The following is a 13,332-nucleotide window of genomic DNA, read 5'->3' on the forward strand; positions in this document are numbered from 1 at the left end:
CGGTCAGTGCTTCGCGTACTGGTTCATGTTCTCCGGCGTGACGAGTTCGAACGGCACGTTCACGAAGCGCTCGACGGGCTGCTTCTTCGCCAGCTTGAGCGCGGCCGCGACGGCCTGCGCGCCCTGCCCGGCCGCGTTCTGGTACACCGACACCTTCAGCTCGCCGCTCTTCATCGCCGCGAGCCCGTCCGGCGTCGCGTCGATGCCCGCGACGACCGTCTTCGGCGTCAGCTTGCGCGCGGCCTTCAGCGCGTTGATCGCGCCGATCGCCATTTCGTCGTTGTTCGACACGATCGCGTCGAACTTCGTCCCGGAGCTCAGCCAGTTCATCGTGATGTCCTGGCCCTGCGTGCGGCTCCACTTGCCTTCGCGCTTGTCGACGATCTTCATGCCGGCACAGTCCTTGGTCGCGATCACGTCCTCGATGTCCTTGGTGCGCGCGCGCGCCGACTCGTTGGACAGCTCGCCCATCAGCACCAGAATGTCGCCCTTGCCGCCGAGCAGCTTGCACACCTGGCGCGCCTGCAGCGTGCCCGACTGTTTCTCGTCGGACGCGACCACGGCGACGCCGGCCGGCAGCTTGTCGAAATCGACCGGCTTGCGGTTCACGTAGACGAGCGGGATCTTCGCGGCGGTCACCATCTTGGTGATCTTCGGCGTCGCGTCGGTGTCGACCGCATTCACGATGATCGCGTCGACCTTCTGCGCGATCATGTTCTGGACCTGGCTCAACTGCTTGCCGACGTCGTTGCCGCCGTCCTCGATCTGCACGGTCGCGCCGTCCTTCTTCGCCGCATCGCCGATGCTGTTGCGCAGGATCGTCAGGAACGTGTCGTCGAACGATGCCATCGTCACGCCGATCTTCTCGGCATGCGCGAGCGGCATGGCCAGGATTGCGGCGGCCGCGGCGGCCATCAGCTTGGTCTTCATGATCACTCTGTCTCCTCATCTCCGGGGGCGGAAAAACGGCGCGTTGCGCGCCGCCGGGCCGAGTCCGATCGGATCCGATTCGGACTGAAGCATCCGGATGAAACTGTAGATCACTTCTTCGAAAATTTGGAAATTTATTTCTACGTGATTTCACCTAGGGAACTGGATTTCCAAAAAGTCTAGACTCCGTTCCGTAGCCCGATTCCTTGCGGCAGGCATTCCCGTGTCGTGCCGCGCACGTGACGCACCACCGTCGCAGGATCGGTCCCTCAATCCGCCGGCAGGGTCGAACGCCGGCCGCGAGCGTGACACGTGATATGAGCCCGTTGAACTTTCCGACTGACCGCCCCATCGATCTCGCCTGCCTCGGCCGCGTCGCCGTGGACCTTTACGCGCAACAGTACGGCAGCCGCCTGGAGGATGCGCGCAGCTTCCAGATGTATCTCGGCGGCTCGTCGGGCAACGTCGCGTTCGGCGTCGCCCGGCTCGGGCTGAAGACCGCGATGATCTCGCGCGTCGGCGACGAGCAGATGGGCCGCTTCGTGCGCGAGACGCTCGAGCGCGAAGGCTGCGACACGAGCCAGCTGCAGACCGATCCGGAACGCCTGACCGCGCTCGTGCTGCTCGGGCTGAAGGATCGCGACACGTTCCCGCTGCTGTTCGTGCGCGAGAACTGCGCGGACATGGCCGTGCGCGCCGACGAGATCCGCGAGGACTTCATCGCCGGCTGCCGCGCGCTCGCGATCACCGGCACCCATCTTTCGACGCCGGGCACCCGCGAGGCGTCGCTGACCGCGCTCGGCTACGCGCGCCGCCACGGCGTCGTGCGGATCCTCGACATCGACTACCGGCCGGTGCTGTGGGGGCTGACCGCGCGCGGCGCGGGCGAGAACCGCTACGTGCCCGACGCGCAGGTCACGCGGCAGCTGCAGCAGGTGCTCGGCGAGTTCGACCTGCTGGTCGGCACCGAGGAGGAATTCCTGATCGCGGGCGGCGTGCCGCACGACCTGATCGCGTCGCTGCAGGCCGTGCGCCGCGCGAGCGGCGCGGTGCTGGTGGTCAAGCGCGGCGCGCTCGGCTGCTGCGTGATCGAGGGCGACATCCCCGCGCGCATCGACGATGCGCCGACCTTCCACGGCGAACGCGTCGAAGTCCTGAACGTGCTGGGCGCGGGCGACGCGTTCCTGTCGGGCCTGCTGTCCGGGCTGCTGCGCGGGCACGGCTGGGCGCAAGCGACGCGCATCGCGAATGCGTGCGGTGCGATCGTCGTGTCGCGCCACGCATGCTCGGCCGCGATGCCGACGCCGGCCGAGCTCGCGCACTGGTTCGGCGGCAGCCGCAATCCGCAGGTGGACGCCGATCGCTCGCTCGCGCACCTCCATCGCGTGACGGTGCCGCGCCGCGCATGGGACGACCTGTGCGTGATGGCGTTCGACCATCGCAGCCAGTTCTACGAACTCGCGGTGCAGGCCGGCGCGGACGAGGCGCGGATCAAGACGCTCAAGCGCCTGCTCGTGCGCGCGGCCGAACAGGTCGAGCGCGATCGCCGGATCGAAGGCCACGTCGGCGTGCTGATCGACGGCGGCGCGTACGGCCGCGACGCGCTCGCGTCGGCCACCGGCCGCGGCTGGTGGGTCGGTCGCCCGGTCGAGCTGCCCGGCTCGCGGCCGCTGTGCTTCGACGACACGCGCTCGGTCGGCTCGTCGCTCACGCACTGGCCGACCGAACAGGTCGTGAAGTGCCTGGTCCACTACCACCCCGACGACGACGTCGACCTGCGCGTCGCGCAGGAGCAGCGCGTGCTGGAGCTGTGGGAAGCCACGCGCGCGAGCGGCAACGAGCTGCTGCTGGAAATCATTCCGCCGCGCGCGGTCACGCCGCCCGGCACCGAGGACGACGCGGTGCTGCGCACGGTCGCGCGCTTCTACAACCTCGGCGTGATGCCGGAGTGGTGGAAGCTCGCACCGATGAGCGCCGACGGCTGGGCGCGGCTCGAGACGCTGGTGGCCGAGCGCGACCCGCACTGCCGCGGCGCGGTGATCCTCGGGCTGAACCAGCCGCTGCAATATCTGGTCGACAGCTTCCGCTCGGCGACCAACCCGATCGTCAAGGGCTTCATGGTCGGGCGCACGCTTTGGGCCGACGCGTCGCTGCACTGGCTCGCCGGCCGGATCGACGACCAGGCGCTGATCGACGAAGTGGCCGGCAATTTCGCGCAGCTGGTCGACGCGTGGCTCGGTCGCCGTGCCGCCGCGCGCGCCGCCGCAGCCGCCTGATGCAGATGTCCGTGATGACCCCCCGATTCCTCCTGATCGACAGACGATGACCACCACCGTGAGACTGACCGTCAGCCAGGCGCTCGTGCGCTACCTGGCCGCCCTGCGCGCCGAAGTCGTCCAGCCGGACGGCCGCACCGAGATCCTGCCGTATTGCGGCGGCGTGTTCGCGATCTTCGGCCACGGCAACGTGGCCGGGCTCGGCGAAGCGCTGCATGCCGAAAAAGAACGGCTGCCGACGTTCCGCGCGCACAACGAGCAAGGAATGGCGAATGCGGCCGTCGCGTTCGCGAAAGCGAACTTCCGCCAGCGAATGATGGCCGCGACGTCGAGCATCGGCCCCGGCGCGACCAACATGCTGACCTCCGCGGCGCTCGCGCACGTCGGCCGGCTGCCGCTGTTGCTGCTGCCCGGCGACGTGTTCGTGTCGCGGCTGCCCGACCCGGTGCTGCAGCAGGTCGAGGACTTCGAACAGGGCGACGTCAGCGCGAACGACTGCTTCCGGCCGGTGACGCGCTACTTCGACCGGATCACGTCGCCCGAGCAGCTGCTGGTCGCACTGCCGCGCGCGATCCAGGTGATGACCGACCCCGCGCAATGCGGCCCCGTGTGCCTCGCGCTGCCGCAGGACGTGCAGACCTTCGCGTACGACTGGCCGGAGGATTTCTTCGCGCCGCCGGTGATCCGGATGCGCCGCCCGCCTGCCGACACGCTCGAACTCGCGGATGCGCTCGACGTGTTGAAAGCGGCGAAGAAACCGCTGATCGTCGCCGGCGGCGGCGTGCTGTACAGCCAGGCATGGGACGCGCTGCGCACGTTCGCCGACACGCACGGCGTGCCGGTCGCCGAATCGCAGGCCGGCAAGGGCAGCCTCGCGTGGGACGACCCGCTGAACCTCGGCTCGATCGGCGTGACGGGCTCACCCGCCGCGAACCGCGCGGCCGCGCAGGCCGACGTGGTGTTCGCGGTCGGCACGCGCCTGCAGGACTTCACGACCGGCTCGCACGCGCTGTTCGGCAATGCGACGCTGCTGAGCCTGAACGTGCAGCCGTTCGACGCGGGCAAGAAACGCGGCCGGCAATTGATCGCCGATGCGCGCACGGGCCTCGGCCAGCTGTCGGCCGCGCTCGCCGGCTGGCGCGCGGATGCGGCGTGGACGGCCGCGAACCAGGATCAGGCCGCCGCGTGGAACGCGCGCGTGACCGAGCTGACCACGCGCGTGCCGAAGGACACCCTGCCGTACGACGCGGAAGTGATCGGCGCGGTGCGCGACTCGGCGGCCGACGCGGGACGCGACAGCGCGCGCGACGATCTCGTCGTGTGCGCGGCCGGCACGCTGCCGGCCGAACTGCACAAGCTGTGGCGCAGCGGCGTGCCGGGCAACTACCACATGGACTACGCGTACTCGTGCATGGGCTACGAGGTCGCAGGCGGCCTCGGCGCGAAGCTCGCGCGGCCCGAGCGCGAAGTGATCGTGATCGTCGGCGACGGCTCGTACATGATGCTCAACGCCGAACTCGCGACGTCCGTGATGCTCGGCCGCAAGCTCATCGTCGTGATCCTCGACAACCGCGGCTACGGCTGCATCGAGCGGCTGCAGATCAATTGCGGCGGCGCGAGCTTCAACAACATGCTCGACGACTGCGTGCCGGAAGGCGGCGAACGCTCGACGATCGACTTCGCGATGCATGCGCGCTCGATGGGCGCCGAAGCCGTGCACGTGCGCGACGTCGGCGAGCTGCGCAGCGAAATGAAGCGTGCGCGCGCGGCGAAGACGAGCCAGGTCATCGTGATCGACACGACGCACGAGCGCACGACCGCGGACGGCGGCGCGTGGTGGGAAGTCGCGGTGCCGCAGGTATCCGCGCGCGCCGGTGTCGAACGCGCGCACCGGACGTATCTCGACGAGAAAACCCGGCAGCGGCGCTGATCCGTTTCCCCATTCAATCCGCCGCTCCGCGAAAACAACATTCGAACCAAGGAAGCACGTCATGAGCTGGAACGTTCGCATCGGTATCAATCCCCTGTCGTGGATGAACGACGACCTGCCGTCGCTCGGCGGCGAGACGCCGCTCGAGACGGCACTGAAGGAAGGCGCCGAAATCGGCTACGCGGGCTTCGAGCTCGGCAACAAGTTTCCGAAGACGGGCCCCGAGCTGAAGGCGAAGCTCGCCGAGTTCGGGCTCGTGTGCGTGTCGGGCTGGTATTCGGGATTTCTGGCGGAAGTCGCGCCGGGCATGAGCGACGCCGATGCCGTCGAGGCCGAAATCGAGCGCTGCCGCGCACACATGACGAAGCTGCAGTTCAACGACGTGAAGGTCGTGGTGTACGGCGAATGCGCGGGCACGATCCAGGGCAGCATCGACACGCCGGTCGCCAAGCGCCCGCGTTTCGTCAACGATGAAACCTGGCGGCGCTATGCGGCGCGCCTCGACGCATTCGGCGCGCACCTGCTCGAGACCTACGGGATCAAGCTCGCCTACCATCACCACATGGGCGCGTACGTCGAATCGCCGGACGACGTCGACCGGCTGATGGCGCTGACCGATCCGGCGAAGGTGTTCCTGCTGTTCGACACGGGCCACGCGTATTTCGGCGGCGCGGCCGATCCGGTCGCGCTGCTGAGGAAGCACGTGGCGCGCGTCGTGCACGTGCACTGCAAGGACGTGCGGCCGCAGGTCGTCACGCAGGCGCGCAACGGCGGCTGGAGCTTCCTGAACGGCGTGATCAACGGCACCTTCACGGTGCCGGGCGACGGCGCGCTCGATTACGAAGCGACGCTGCGCACGCTGAAGGACGCCGGCTACGAAGGCTGGCTCGTGGTCGAGGCCGAGCAGGACCCGGCCGTCGCGCCGAGCTATCAGTATGCGAAGAAGGGCTACGAATCGCTGCGCGCGATCGTCGACCGGTTGAGCGCGTAAGCCCCGTCATCTCATCGAGGAACCTCACGCCATGACGATTTCTCCCCTGCTGGTCAAGGCATCCGCCGACCGCGAAATCTGCAACGTGACGCCCGAGTCGGCCGGCTGGAAACACGTCGGCTTTCGCGCGCTGCGCCTGAAGGCCGGCGACACCGAAACGCTCGACACGGGCACGCGCGAACTGTGCGTCGTCGTGCTCACGGGCACGCTGCGCGCGCAAGTCGACGGCGAGACCTACGACGCGCTTGGCAAGCGCGACAGCGTGTTCGAGGAAGTGTCGCCGGACGCACTGTACGTGCCGGGCGGCAAGACCGTCACGCTGGTGGCGACGCGCGACGCGGAAGTCGCGCTGTGCACCGCGCCTTACGCGAGCGGCGACAAGCGCGTGCAGCGCCTCGACGGCGAACGGATGCGGCGTGCGGTGCGCGGGCAAGGCACCAACACGCGCTACGTATGCGACATCCTGATGGGCGACAACCCGGCCGCGGACCGGCTGCTGGTCGTCGAAGTGATCACGCCCGCGAGCCACTCGAGCAGCTATCCGCCGCACAAGCACGATCGCGACGCGGCGCCCGACGAAACGTCGCTCGAGGAAACCTATTACCACCGGATCGATCCGCCGCAGGGTTTCGCGTTCCAGCGCGTGTACACGGACGACCGCAGCCTCGACGAGGCATGCGCGGTCGAGAACCACGACGTCGTGATGGTGCCGCGCGGCTATCACCCGGTGGTCGCGCCGCACGGCTACAACCTGTACTACCTGAACGTGATGGCCGGGCCGAGCCGCGCGTGGGCGTTCAAGAACGACCCCGCGCACGAGTGGATGCTCGACGCGGCGCCCGGGCGCTGAAGCATTGACGCGCTGAACGATCGACGGCCGGCGCGCGATGCAGGACGCGCGCACGAGCCGGACTTGCGACGACACGGAGCTGCCATGCCGATCCCTTTCCCGCGCTGCGCGCCCACGCCCTTCGGCGACACGGCCTCAACGCCGATGCTGGCGCACTTCGATGCCGACGTCGCGCGCCGGCTCGGCGACATCGCGGTCAATCTCGCGTCGCGCCGCGGGCTGCCGATCGCGGTCGGCATCGTCGGCGAAGCCGCACCGCTGTTCTATTGCGCGCTCGACGGCAGCCGCGCCCGCGACAGCGACGCGATCCGCCGCCGGCAGAACACGGTGTTGCGCTTCGGCGCCAGTTCGCTCGAGGTCGGCGCGCGCTTTCGCCGCGCCGGCTGGTCGTTGCAGTCGCAGGGATTGTCGGATGCCGACTATGCGCTCGACGGCGGCGGCGTGCCGCTGCGGCTGGCCGACGGCGGCATCGTCGGCGCGATGGCGATCGCCGGGCTCGACGACGAACGCGATCATGCGCTCGTCGTCGAGAGCCTGCGCTGGCATGTCGGCGCGAACGCGCTCGCGATGATCGCGTAGCGGGCGCGCGCCGGCTCGCGCGATCAGTGCAGCCCGCCGCTCGCGACGAGGCGCTCGCCGGTCAGCCAGCGCGCATCGTCCGATGCGAGGAACACCGCGACCGACGCGATGTCGTCCGGCTCGCCGAGGCGGCCGAGCGGCGTCTGGCTTTGCACCTGCCGGTCGAGGTCCGAACCGATGATGCCCGCGCTGTGCGTGCCTTCGGTCACGATCATGCCCGGGTTGATCGCGTTCACGCGAATCTTGCGCGGGCCGAGTTCGAGCGCGAGCACGCCGGTGATCGCGTCGACGGCGCCCTTGGTGCCGCTGTACACGGCGCTTGCGGGCGGCGTGATGCTCGTCACCACGGAACTGATGTTGATGATGCTCGCGCCTTCGCCCAGATGCTTGACGGCGGCCTGCGTCGTCAGCAGCACGCCGAGCACGTTCGTGTCGAACTGCCGGCGGTAGTGCTCTTCGGTGATCGCCTCGATCGGCGCGAATTCGTACACGCCGGAATTGTTGACCAGCACGTCGAGACGGCCGTACGTGTCGATCGCCGTATCGACGATGCGCTGCGCGTCCGCGGCCTTCGACACGTCGCCGCCGACCGCGACCGCGCGGCCGCCCGCTTCGACGATCGCGCTCACGACCGCGTCGGCACCGGCCTTGCTGCTCGCGTAGTTGACGACGACCGACGCGCCTTCGGCGCCCAGCGCCTTCGCGATTGCGGCGCCGATCCCCTTGGAAGCGCCCGTGACGATCGCGACCTTGCCTGCCAGCTTGCTCATGATTTCATTCCCCAGTCGGAAGACTTCGATGGATGGGTACCGGTCGCGCCTGTCGCGGCGCACCGGCCTTGCTGGCAATCTTCGCGGTTCCGGCGGCCGCGATAAAGCGGCTCGACACGAATTGACTGGCGAGGTTTGCCGAACAATCGGTCGACGGACGGTCAGCCGGCGCTCAGCCACGTGCCGACGACGTCGCCGGCGAGCCCGTCGAGCGCGCCGTCGTAGACGATCCGCCCGCGCCCCATTATCGCGACGCGCTGCGCGAGCCGCGGCGCGAGCTGCAGCCGCTGCTCGATCAGCAGGATCGCGACGCCGTCGTCCTGCAGCGCGGCAAGGCAGGCGCCGACTGCGTCGACCGCGAGCGGCGCGAGCCCTTCGGCCGGTTCGTCGACGATCAGCACGCGCGGGCGGCCCGCGAGCGCGCGCACCAGCGCGAGCACCTGCTGCTCGCCGCCCGAGAGCCGCCCGGCCTTCACGTCGGCCCGCGCGCCCAGCAGCGCAAAGCGCGCGAGCAGCCGGTCGAGCGCGGCACGTTCGGCCGCGCCGCTCAGGCCGCGCAGCCCGAGCCGCAAGTTGTCGCGCACGCTCAGCAGCGGAAATACGTCGCGGCTTTCGGCGACGTACGCGACGCCGCGCCGCGCGATCTCGAACGTGCGCGCGCCCGCGCATTCGGCGCCGGCGATGCGCACCGAGCCCGCGGTGCGCACGAGCCCCATCACGGCCTTCGCGAGCGTCGAGCGGCCCGCGCCGTTGCGGCCGAGCAGCGCGAGCGTCTCGCCCGGCGCGAGCGCGAGATCGACGCCGTCGAGCACGGGCTGGCTTCCGTACCATGCACGCAGGCCGCGGATGTCGAGCAGCGCGCTCATGCACCCTCGCCGAGATAGGCGGCGCGCACGGCCGGGTCCGCGCGGATCGCGTCGGGCGCACCGGTCGCGACCACCGTGCCGCGCACGAGCACCGTGATGCGCTCGGCGAAGCCGAACACCGCATCCATGTCGTGCTCGATCATCAGCACCGTGCGGCCCTGCGTCGTCGCGCGGATCAGCGCGATCATCCGCGCCGCCTGGTCGCGGTTCATGCCGGCGGTCGGCTCGTCGAGCAGCAGCGTGCGCGCGCCGCTCGCGAGCGCGATGCCCAGATCGAGCGCGCGCTGTTCCGCATAGCCGAGCGCGCCGGCCGGCGCGTCGCGCCGCGCATCGAGGCCGATGTCGTGCAGCACGCGCGCGGCCGCGCGATCGACCGAGGCCGATTCGCGCAGCCGGTTCCACCAGCGCCGCCGCTCGGCCGGCGCATGCAGCGCCGCGCAGCGCAGGTTGTCGAACACGCTCAGCCGCGCGAACGCGCTCGTCTGCTGGAAACTGCGGCCGATGCCGAGCCGGCTCGCGACGACCGGCCCGCGCCCGCGCAACTCGACACCGTGCAGCACGACGCGCCCGCGCGTCGGCCGCGTCGCGCCGGCGATCACGCCGAACAGCGTCGACTTGCCCGCGCCGTTCGGCCCGATCAGCGCATGACGCTCGCCGGCCGCGATGCTCAATTCGATGCCGTCGAGCACGGTCTGCGCACCGAAACGCTGCACGATCCCGTGGAGCGCGATCGCGTTGCCGTTCATAGTCCGTCCTCCCGCGTGCCGTGCCGGTGGTTCAGCAACCGCGCGCGCCAGCCCCACAGCAGCGTGCCGATGCCGGCCGCCGAGGCCGCGACGGCCCAGCCCGCCGGCGAATCGGCATCGATGCCCCACGCGCCGAACGCGATGCCGGTGCCGTCGTCCTGCGCGAAACGCCACGCATAGCCGAGCTCGGCCGCGCAGACGATCGCGACGCCCCAGAACACGCACGCGCCGACGCCGCACAACAGGCGCCACCGCTCGGCCGCCGGCGCGCCGCGCCGCAATGCATGCGCGAACGCTTGCGCGATGCCCGCGATCCCGCGCGGCGCGGCGACGACGACCGCGACGAACAGCACGCCGAGATACAGCGCCCATGCGCGCGACACGCCCGCGACGACGACGCTCAGCGCGGTCAGCACCACCGCGCCGGCCGCCGGCCCGAAGAACGTGCCGGTGCCGCCGATCACCGCGGCGATCAGCACGGTCGCCGAACGCGCCATCGACACGCTGTCGGGCGTCGCGATCTCGACGTCGATCAGCGTCAGCGTGCCCGCGATGCCCGCGAAGAACGACGCGCAGGTGACCATCGCGAGCCGTACGCGGCGCGGCTCGGTGCCGAGTGCGGCGACGCGCGCGGGGTTGTCGCGCACCGCGTTCGCGAGCCGGGCGAGCGGCGTGCGCGTCAGCGCGTGCATCGCCAGCGCCGACACGATGCACCATGCGGCGATCACCGCGTAGGCGTGCGTTTGCGCACCGAAATGCCAGCCGCCCCAGGGCGCGCCGCTCGCGCGGTCGATCGGCACGCCGCCGACGCCGCCGAACCACGCAGGCACGCTCCACGCGGCCGCCGCGACGCATTCGCCGAGGCCGAGCGTGATCATCGCGAACACGGTGCCCGCGCGGCGTGTCGCGAGCAGGCCGGCCAGGAACCCGAAGCCCGCGCCGGCCGCGCCGCCGACGAGCGGCAACAGCGGCAGCGGCGCGCCGACATGATTGAACCAATGCGCGGCGGCGAACGCGCCGAGCCCCGCGACGGCGGCATGGCCGAACGACAGCAGCCCGGTCGTGCCGAGCTGCAGGTTGTACGACAGCGCGAGCACGACGAGCGCGGCCGTCTGCGCGAGATAGCCGAGCATCGCGCCATGCGGCCACAGCCACGCGGGCACGGCCACGCACGCGGCGAACAGCACCCAGCGCAGCGCGCCGGCCCGCGCGCGGCTAGCCATCGACACGCTCGCCGAACAGCCCGCGCGGCCGGGCGACCAGCACCGCGACGAGCAGCAGGTACGGGACCAGCGGGGCGAGCTGCGCGATCGACACGGCCGCGACGCCGTCGGGCAGCGCGAGGCCCGCCCATCGCGCGAGGTCGCGCAGCGACGTGTCGCTGGACGCCGCGAAGGTCTGCGCGAAGCCGACCGCGAGCGACGCGGCGAACGCGCCGCCGAGCGAGCCGAGACCGCCGATCACGACGATCGCGAACACCACCGACCCGACGGTCTCGGCCAGCGCCGGCTCGATCACCGCGAGCGGCGCGCCGATCACGCCGGCCAGCGCCGCGAGCGCGGTGCCCGCGCCGAACAGTCCCGTCATCACGCGCGGCACGTCGTAGCCGAGCGCCTCGACGGCCGCGCGGTGCGTGAGCGCGGCGCGCACGACGAGGCCGAGGCGCGACGCGCGCAGCAGCGCGCCGAGCGCGGCCAGCATCGCCGCGGACATCGCCATCATGAAGAGCCGGTAGCGCGGCAGCGCGAGGCCGAACACGGTCACGGGCGCGCCGTCGAACAGCGGCGGCACCGGGGCCGGCAGCGGTGCGAGGCCCCACAGCAGTTTCGCGCCCTCGCCGATCAGGTACGCGAGCCCGAAGGTCAGCAGCAGTTCGCTCGTGTGCCCGTGCGCCTGCACGCGGCGCAGCAGGGCGCGCTCGCAGCCGGCGCCGAGCAGCCCGACCGCGAGCGGCGCGAGCCCGAGCGCGGGCCAGAAACCCGCGCGGGCCGCGATGCTGTAACCGACGTACGCGCCCAGCATGTAGAAGCTCGCATGCGCGAAGTTGAGCACGCCCTGCACGCTGAAGATCAGCGTGAGGCCGGCCGACAGCATGAACAGCAGCAACCCGTAGCTGAGGCCGTTGAACGCCTGGAGCGCGAACGCGTGCACCGCCGCGCGCCCGTCAGCCGGCGAGCGGTTCGAGCGCCGCGCGCAGCGCGTCCGGCAGCGGCACCGGGCGGCGCGTGCCGCGATCGACGTACACGTGCACGAAGTGTCCCTGCGCGGCCGGCGCGGCTTCGCCCGCCGCGAACAGCCCGATCTCGTAGCGCACGCTCGACGTGCCGAGCTTCGCGACGCGCAGCCCCGCGTCAACCGACTGCGGAAAGACGAGCGGCGCGAAGTAGTTGCACTGCGTCTCGACCACGAGCCCGATCGTCTGCCCGTGCTCGACGTCGAGTACGCCCGCGCGGATCAGGTATTCGTTCACGACGGTGTCGAAGTAGCTGTAGTAGACGACGTTGTTCACGTGCCCGTAGACGTCGTTGTCCATCCAGCGGGTCGTGATCGGCAGGAAGTGGCGGTAGGCGTCGCGCGGACGCGGCTGCGGCTTGTCGGACATGGCGGTGGCGATGGCGGTGGGCGGTCAGGACGAGGAAGATGAAGCGCACGTCGCGCGGCGGCCGTGCGGAACGGCCCGCCGGCGAATGGCGAGATGCCGCGCCGCGATCGTGCCCGGCGCGACGGACGACATGGCGGCGGCGCGGCCCGTCACTGCCCCGCTCGGTCGACGAATTCGAAATCGAGGCCGCGCGCGCGCATCCAGTCGGCGAGCGCGTAGCCGGTGCCGGCGCGCCACGGGCGCAGCAGCGGCGGATCGACGAGCCGGTATTCGAGCAGTTCCGGCGACAGCGCGACGGTGCCCGACGCGCGCACGTGGTACGCGATGATCAGCTCGTTCTTGCGGATGAATTCATAGACGCCGACCAGCGTGACCTGCTCGGCCTTCAGCGCGGTTTCCTCGAACACCTCGCGCGCGATGCCGTCCTCGGGCGTCTCGCCGTTCTCGAGGAAGCCGGTGATCAGCGCGAACATCCCTTCCGGCCAGGCCGCGTTGCGCGCGAGCAGGATCTTGCCGTCGAGCTCGACGATCGCCGCCACCACCGGCAGCGGGTTGTTCCAGTGCACGTAGCCGCACGTGTCGTCCGGGCAGGCCCGGCGGATGCGGCCGCCTTCGTGGTCGGGATCGGCGCGCTCGGTCAGCGGACGCGCGCAGCGCGGGCAAAAACGGTAGTCGGCGGTGGTCATCGATGGGGATCTGGCGAACGCCCGGCGGCGGCCTGCGGGCCGCGTCGCGCGCCCGCTCGGCGCGGGAAAGGCCTCATTCTAGCGAGTTTGCCCGCGCCGCAGACGA

13 protein-coding genes are annotated in these 13,332 nt (G+C 70.7%); 5 read left to right on the plus strand and 8 right to left on the minus strand.

All coding sequences use genetic code 11. From position 1 onward, the window contains the following. Window positions 1–3: 3 nt before the first annotated feature. On the minus strand, window positions 4–930 hold the full coding sequence (locus tag PL79_RS22870) for a sugar ABC transporter substrate-binding protein (protein ID WP_044846095.1): 927 nt from the start codon (window positions 928–930) through the stop codon (window positions 4–6). Between the two features lie 317 nt (window positions 931–1,247). Between PL79_RS22870 and PL79_RS22875 the strand changes: the two genes are divergently transcribed. From PL79_RS22875 to PL79_RS22895, 5 genes are all read left to right on the plus strand, one after another. Continuing rightward, window positions 1,248–3,206: a bifunctional 5-dehydro-2-deoxygluconokinase/5-dehydro-2-deoxyphosphogluconate aldolase gene (locus PL79_RS22875; RefSeq protein ID WP_044846096.1), complete on the plus strand. Its 1,959-nt coding sequence runs from the start codon at window positions 1,248–1,250 to the stop codon at window positions 3,204–3,206. 46 nt (window positions 3,207–3,252) lie between these two features. Continuing rightward, window positions 3,253–5,136 carry a 3D-(3,5/4)-trihydroxycyclohexane-1,2-dione acylhydrolase (decyclizing) gene (gene iolD, locus PL79_RS22880; RefSeq protein WP_044846097.1) on the plus strand — a complete coding sequence of 628 codons (1,884 nt, stop codon included), beginning with the start codon at window positions 3,253–3,255 and terminating at the stop codon, window positions 5,134–5,136. A 61-nt stretch (window positions 5,137–5,197) separates the two neighbouring features. Beyond that, a complete protein-coding gene (gene iolE / locus PL79_RS22885) occupies window positions 5,198–6,127 on the plus strand; it encodes a myo-inosose-2 dehydratase (protein WP_044846098.1) in 930 nt (309 codons plus the stop codon). 31 nt (window positions 6,128–6,158) lie between these two features. Next, window positions 6,159–6,977 carry a 5-deoxy-glucuronate isomerase gene (iolB, locus tag PL79_RS22890; RefSeq protein WP_044846099.1) on the plus strand — a complete coding sequence of 273 codons (819 nt, stop codon included), beginning with the start codon at window positions 6,159–6,161 and terminating at the stop codon, window positions 6,975–6,977. An 84-nt stretch (window positions 6,978–7,061) separates the two neighbouring features. Then, window positions 7,062–7,556, plus strand: a complete 495-nt coding sequence (locus PL79_RS22895; RefSeq protein ID WP_044846100.1) for a heme-degrading domain-containing protein — start codon at window positions 7,062–7,064, stop codon at window positions 7,554–7,556. 23 nt (window positions 7,557–7,579) lie between these two features. On the opposite strand, the gene PL79_RS22900 is transcribed toward PL79_RS22895, so the two are convergent. The 7 genes from PL79_RS22900 to PL79_RS22935 form a co-directional block, all read right to left on the minus strand. Then, window positions 7,580–8,326 carry a glucose 1-dehydrogenase gene (locus PL79_RS22900; RefSeq protein WP_044846101.1) on the minus strand — a complete coding sequence of 249 codons (747 nt, stop codon included), beginning with the start codon at window positions 8,324–8,326 and terminating at the stop codon, window positions 7,580–7,582. Between the two features lie 161 nt (window positions 8,327–8,487). Next, entirely contained in the window at window positions 8,488–9,192 is a 705-nt protein-coding gene (locus PL79_RS22905) for an ABC transporter ATP-binding protein (protein WP_044846102.1), read from the minus strand. Next, window positions 9,189–9,938 carry an ABC transporter ATP-binding protein gene (locus tag PL79_RS22910; protein ID WP_044846103.1) on the minus strand — a complete coding sequence of 250 codons (750 nt, stop codon included), beginning with the start codon at window positions 9,936–9,938 and terminating at the stop codon, window positions 9,189–9,191. Before PL79_RS22910 ends, PL79_RS22905 begins: the two co-directional genes overlap by 4 nt. After that, a complete protein-coding gene (locus tag PL79_RS22915) occupies window positions 9,935–11,161 on the minus strand; it encodes a branched-chain amino acid ABC transporter permease (protein ID WP_044846104.1) in 1,227 nt (408 codons plus the stop codon). The genes PL79_RS22910 and PL79_RS22915 overlap by 4 nt, the downstream gene beginning before the upstream one ends. Further along, a complete protein-coding gene (locus PL79_RS22920; protein ID WP_044846105.1) occupies window positions 11,154–12,089 on the minus strand; it encodes a branched-chain amino acid ABC transporter permease in 936 nt (311 codons plus the stop codon). The genes PL79_RS22915 and PL79_RS22920 overlap by 8 nt, the downstream gene beginning before the upstream one ends. 13 nt (window positions 12,090–12,102) lie before the next feature. Beyond that, complete coding sequence (locus tag PL79_RS22925; RefSeq protein WP_044846106.1) at window positions 12,103–12,540, minus strand: acyl-CoA thioesterase; 438 nt, start codon at window positions 12,538–12,540, stop codon at window positions 12,103–12,105. Between the two features lie 149 nt (window positions 12,541–12,689). After that, window positions 12,690–13,226: an NUDIX domain-containing protein gene (locus PL79_RS22935; protein ID WP_044846107.1), complete on the minus strand. Its 537-nt coding sequence runs from the start codon at window positions 13,224–13,226 to the stop codon at window positions 12,690–12,692. Window positions 13,227–13,332 lie beyond the last annotated feature (106 nt).

It is taken from the genome of Burkholderia sp. USMB20 (genome assembly GCF_000949135.2).
In the GTDB taxonomy this organism is placed as follows: Bacteria; Pseudomonadota; Gammaproteobacteria; order Burkholderiales; family Burkholderiaceae; genus Burkholderia.

Excerpts from the sequence above, each read along its gene's own strand:
- PL79_RS22870 (WP_044846095.1), bottom strand. The coding sequence starts at position 930 with ATGAAGACCAAGCTGATGGCCGCCGCGGCCGCCGCAATCCTGGCCATG.
- PL79_RS22875 (WP_044846096.1), top strand. The coding sequence starts at position 1,248 with ATGAGCCCGTTGAACTTTCCGACTGACCGCCCCATCGATCTCGCCTGC.
- iolD (WP_044846097.1), top strand. The coding sequence starts at position 3,253 with ATGACCACCACCGTGAGACTGACCGTCAGCCAGGCGCTCGTGCGCTAC.
- iolE (WP_044846098.1), top strand. The coding sequence starts at position 5,198 with ATGAGCTGGAACGTTCGCATCGGTATCAATCCCCTGTCGTGGATGAAC.
- iolB (WP_044846099.1), top strand. The coding sequence starts at position 6,159 with ATGACGATTTCTCCCCTGCTGGTCAAGGCATCCGCCGACCGCGAAATC.
- PL79_RS22895 (WP_044846100.1), top strand. The coding sequence starts at position 7,062 with ATGCCGATCCCTTTCCCGCGCTGCGCGCCCACGCCCTTCGGCGACACG.
- PL79_RS22900 (WP_044846101.1), bottom strand. The coding sequence starts at position 8,326 with ATGAGCAAGCTGGCAGGCAAGGTCGCGATCGTCACGGGCGCTTCCAAG.
- PL79_RS22905 (WP_044846102.1), bottom strand. The coding sequence starts at position 9,192 with ATGAGCGCGCTGCTCGACATCCGCGGCCTGCGTGCATGGTACGGAAGC.
- PL79_RS22910 (WP_044846103.1), bottom strand. The coding sequence starts at position 9,938 with ATGAACGGCAACGCGATCGCGCTCCACGGGATCGTGCAGCGTTTCGGT.
- PL79_RS22915 (WP_044846104.1), bottom strand. The coding sequence starts at position 11,161 with ATGGCTAGCCGCGCGCGGGCCGGCGCGCTGCGCTGGGTGCTGTTCGCC.
- PL79_RS22925 (WP_044846106.1), bottom strand. The coding sequence starts at position 12,540 with ATGTCCGACAAGCCGCAGCCGCGTCCGCGCGACGCCTACCGCCACTTC.
- PL79_RS22935 (WP_044846107.1), bottom strand. The coding sequence starts at position 13,226 with ATGACCACCGCCGACTACCGTTTTTGCCCGCGCTGCGCGCGTCCGCTG.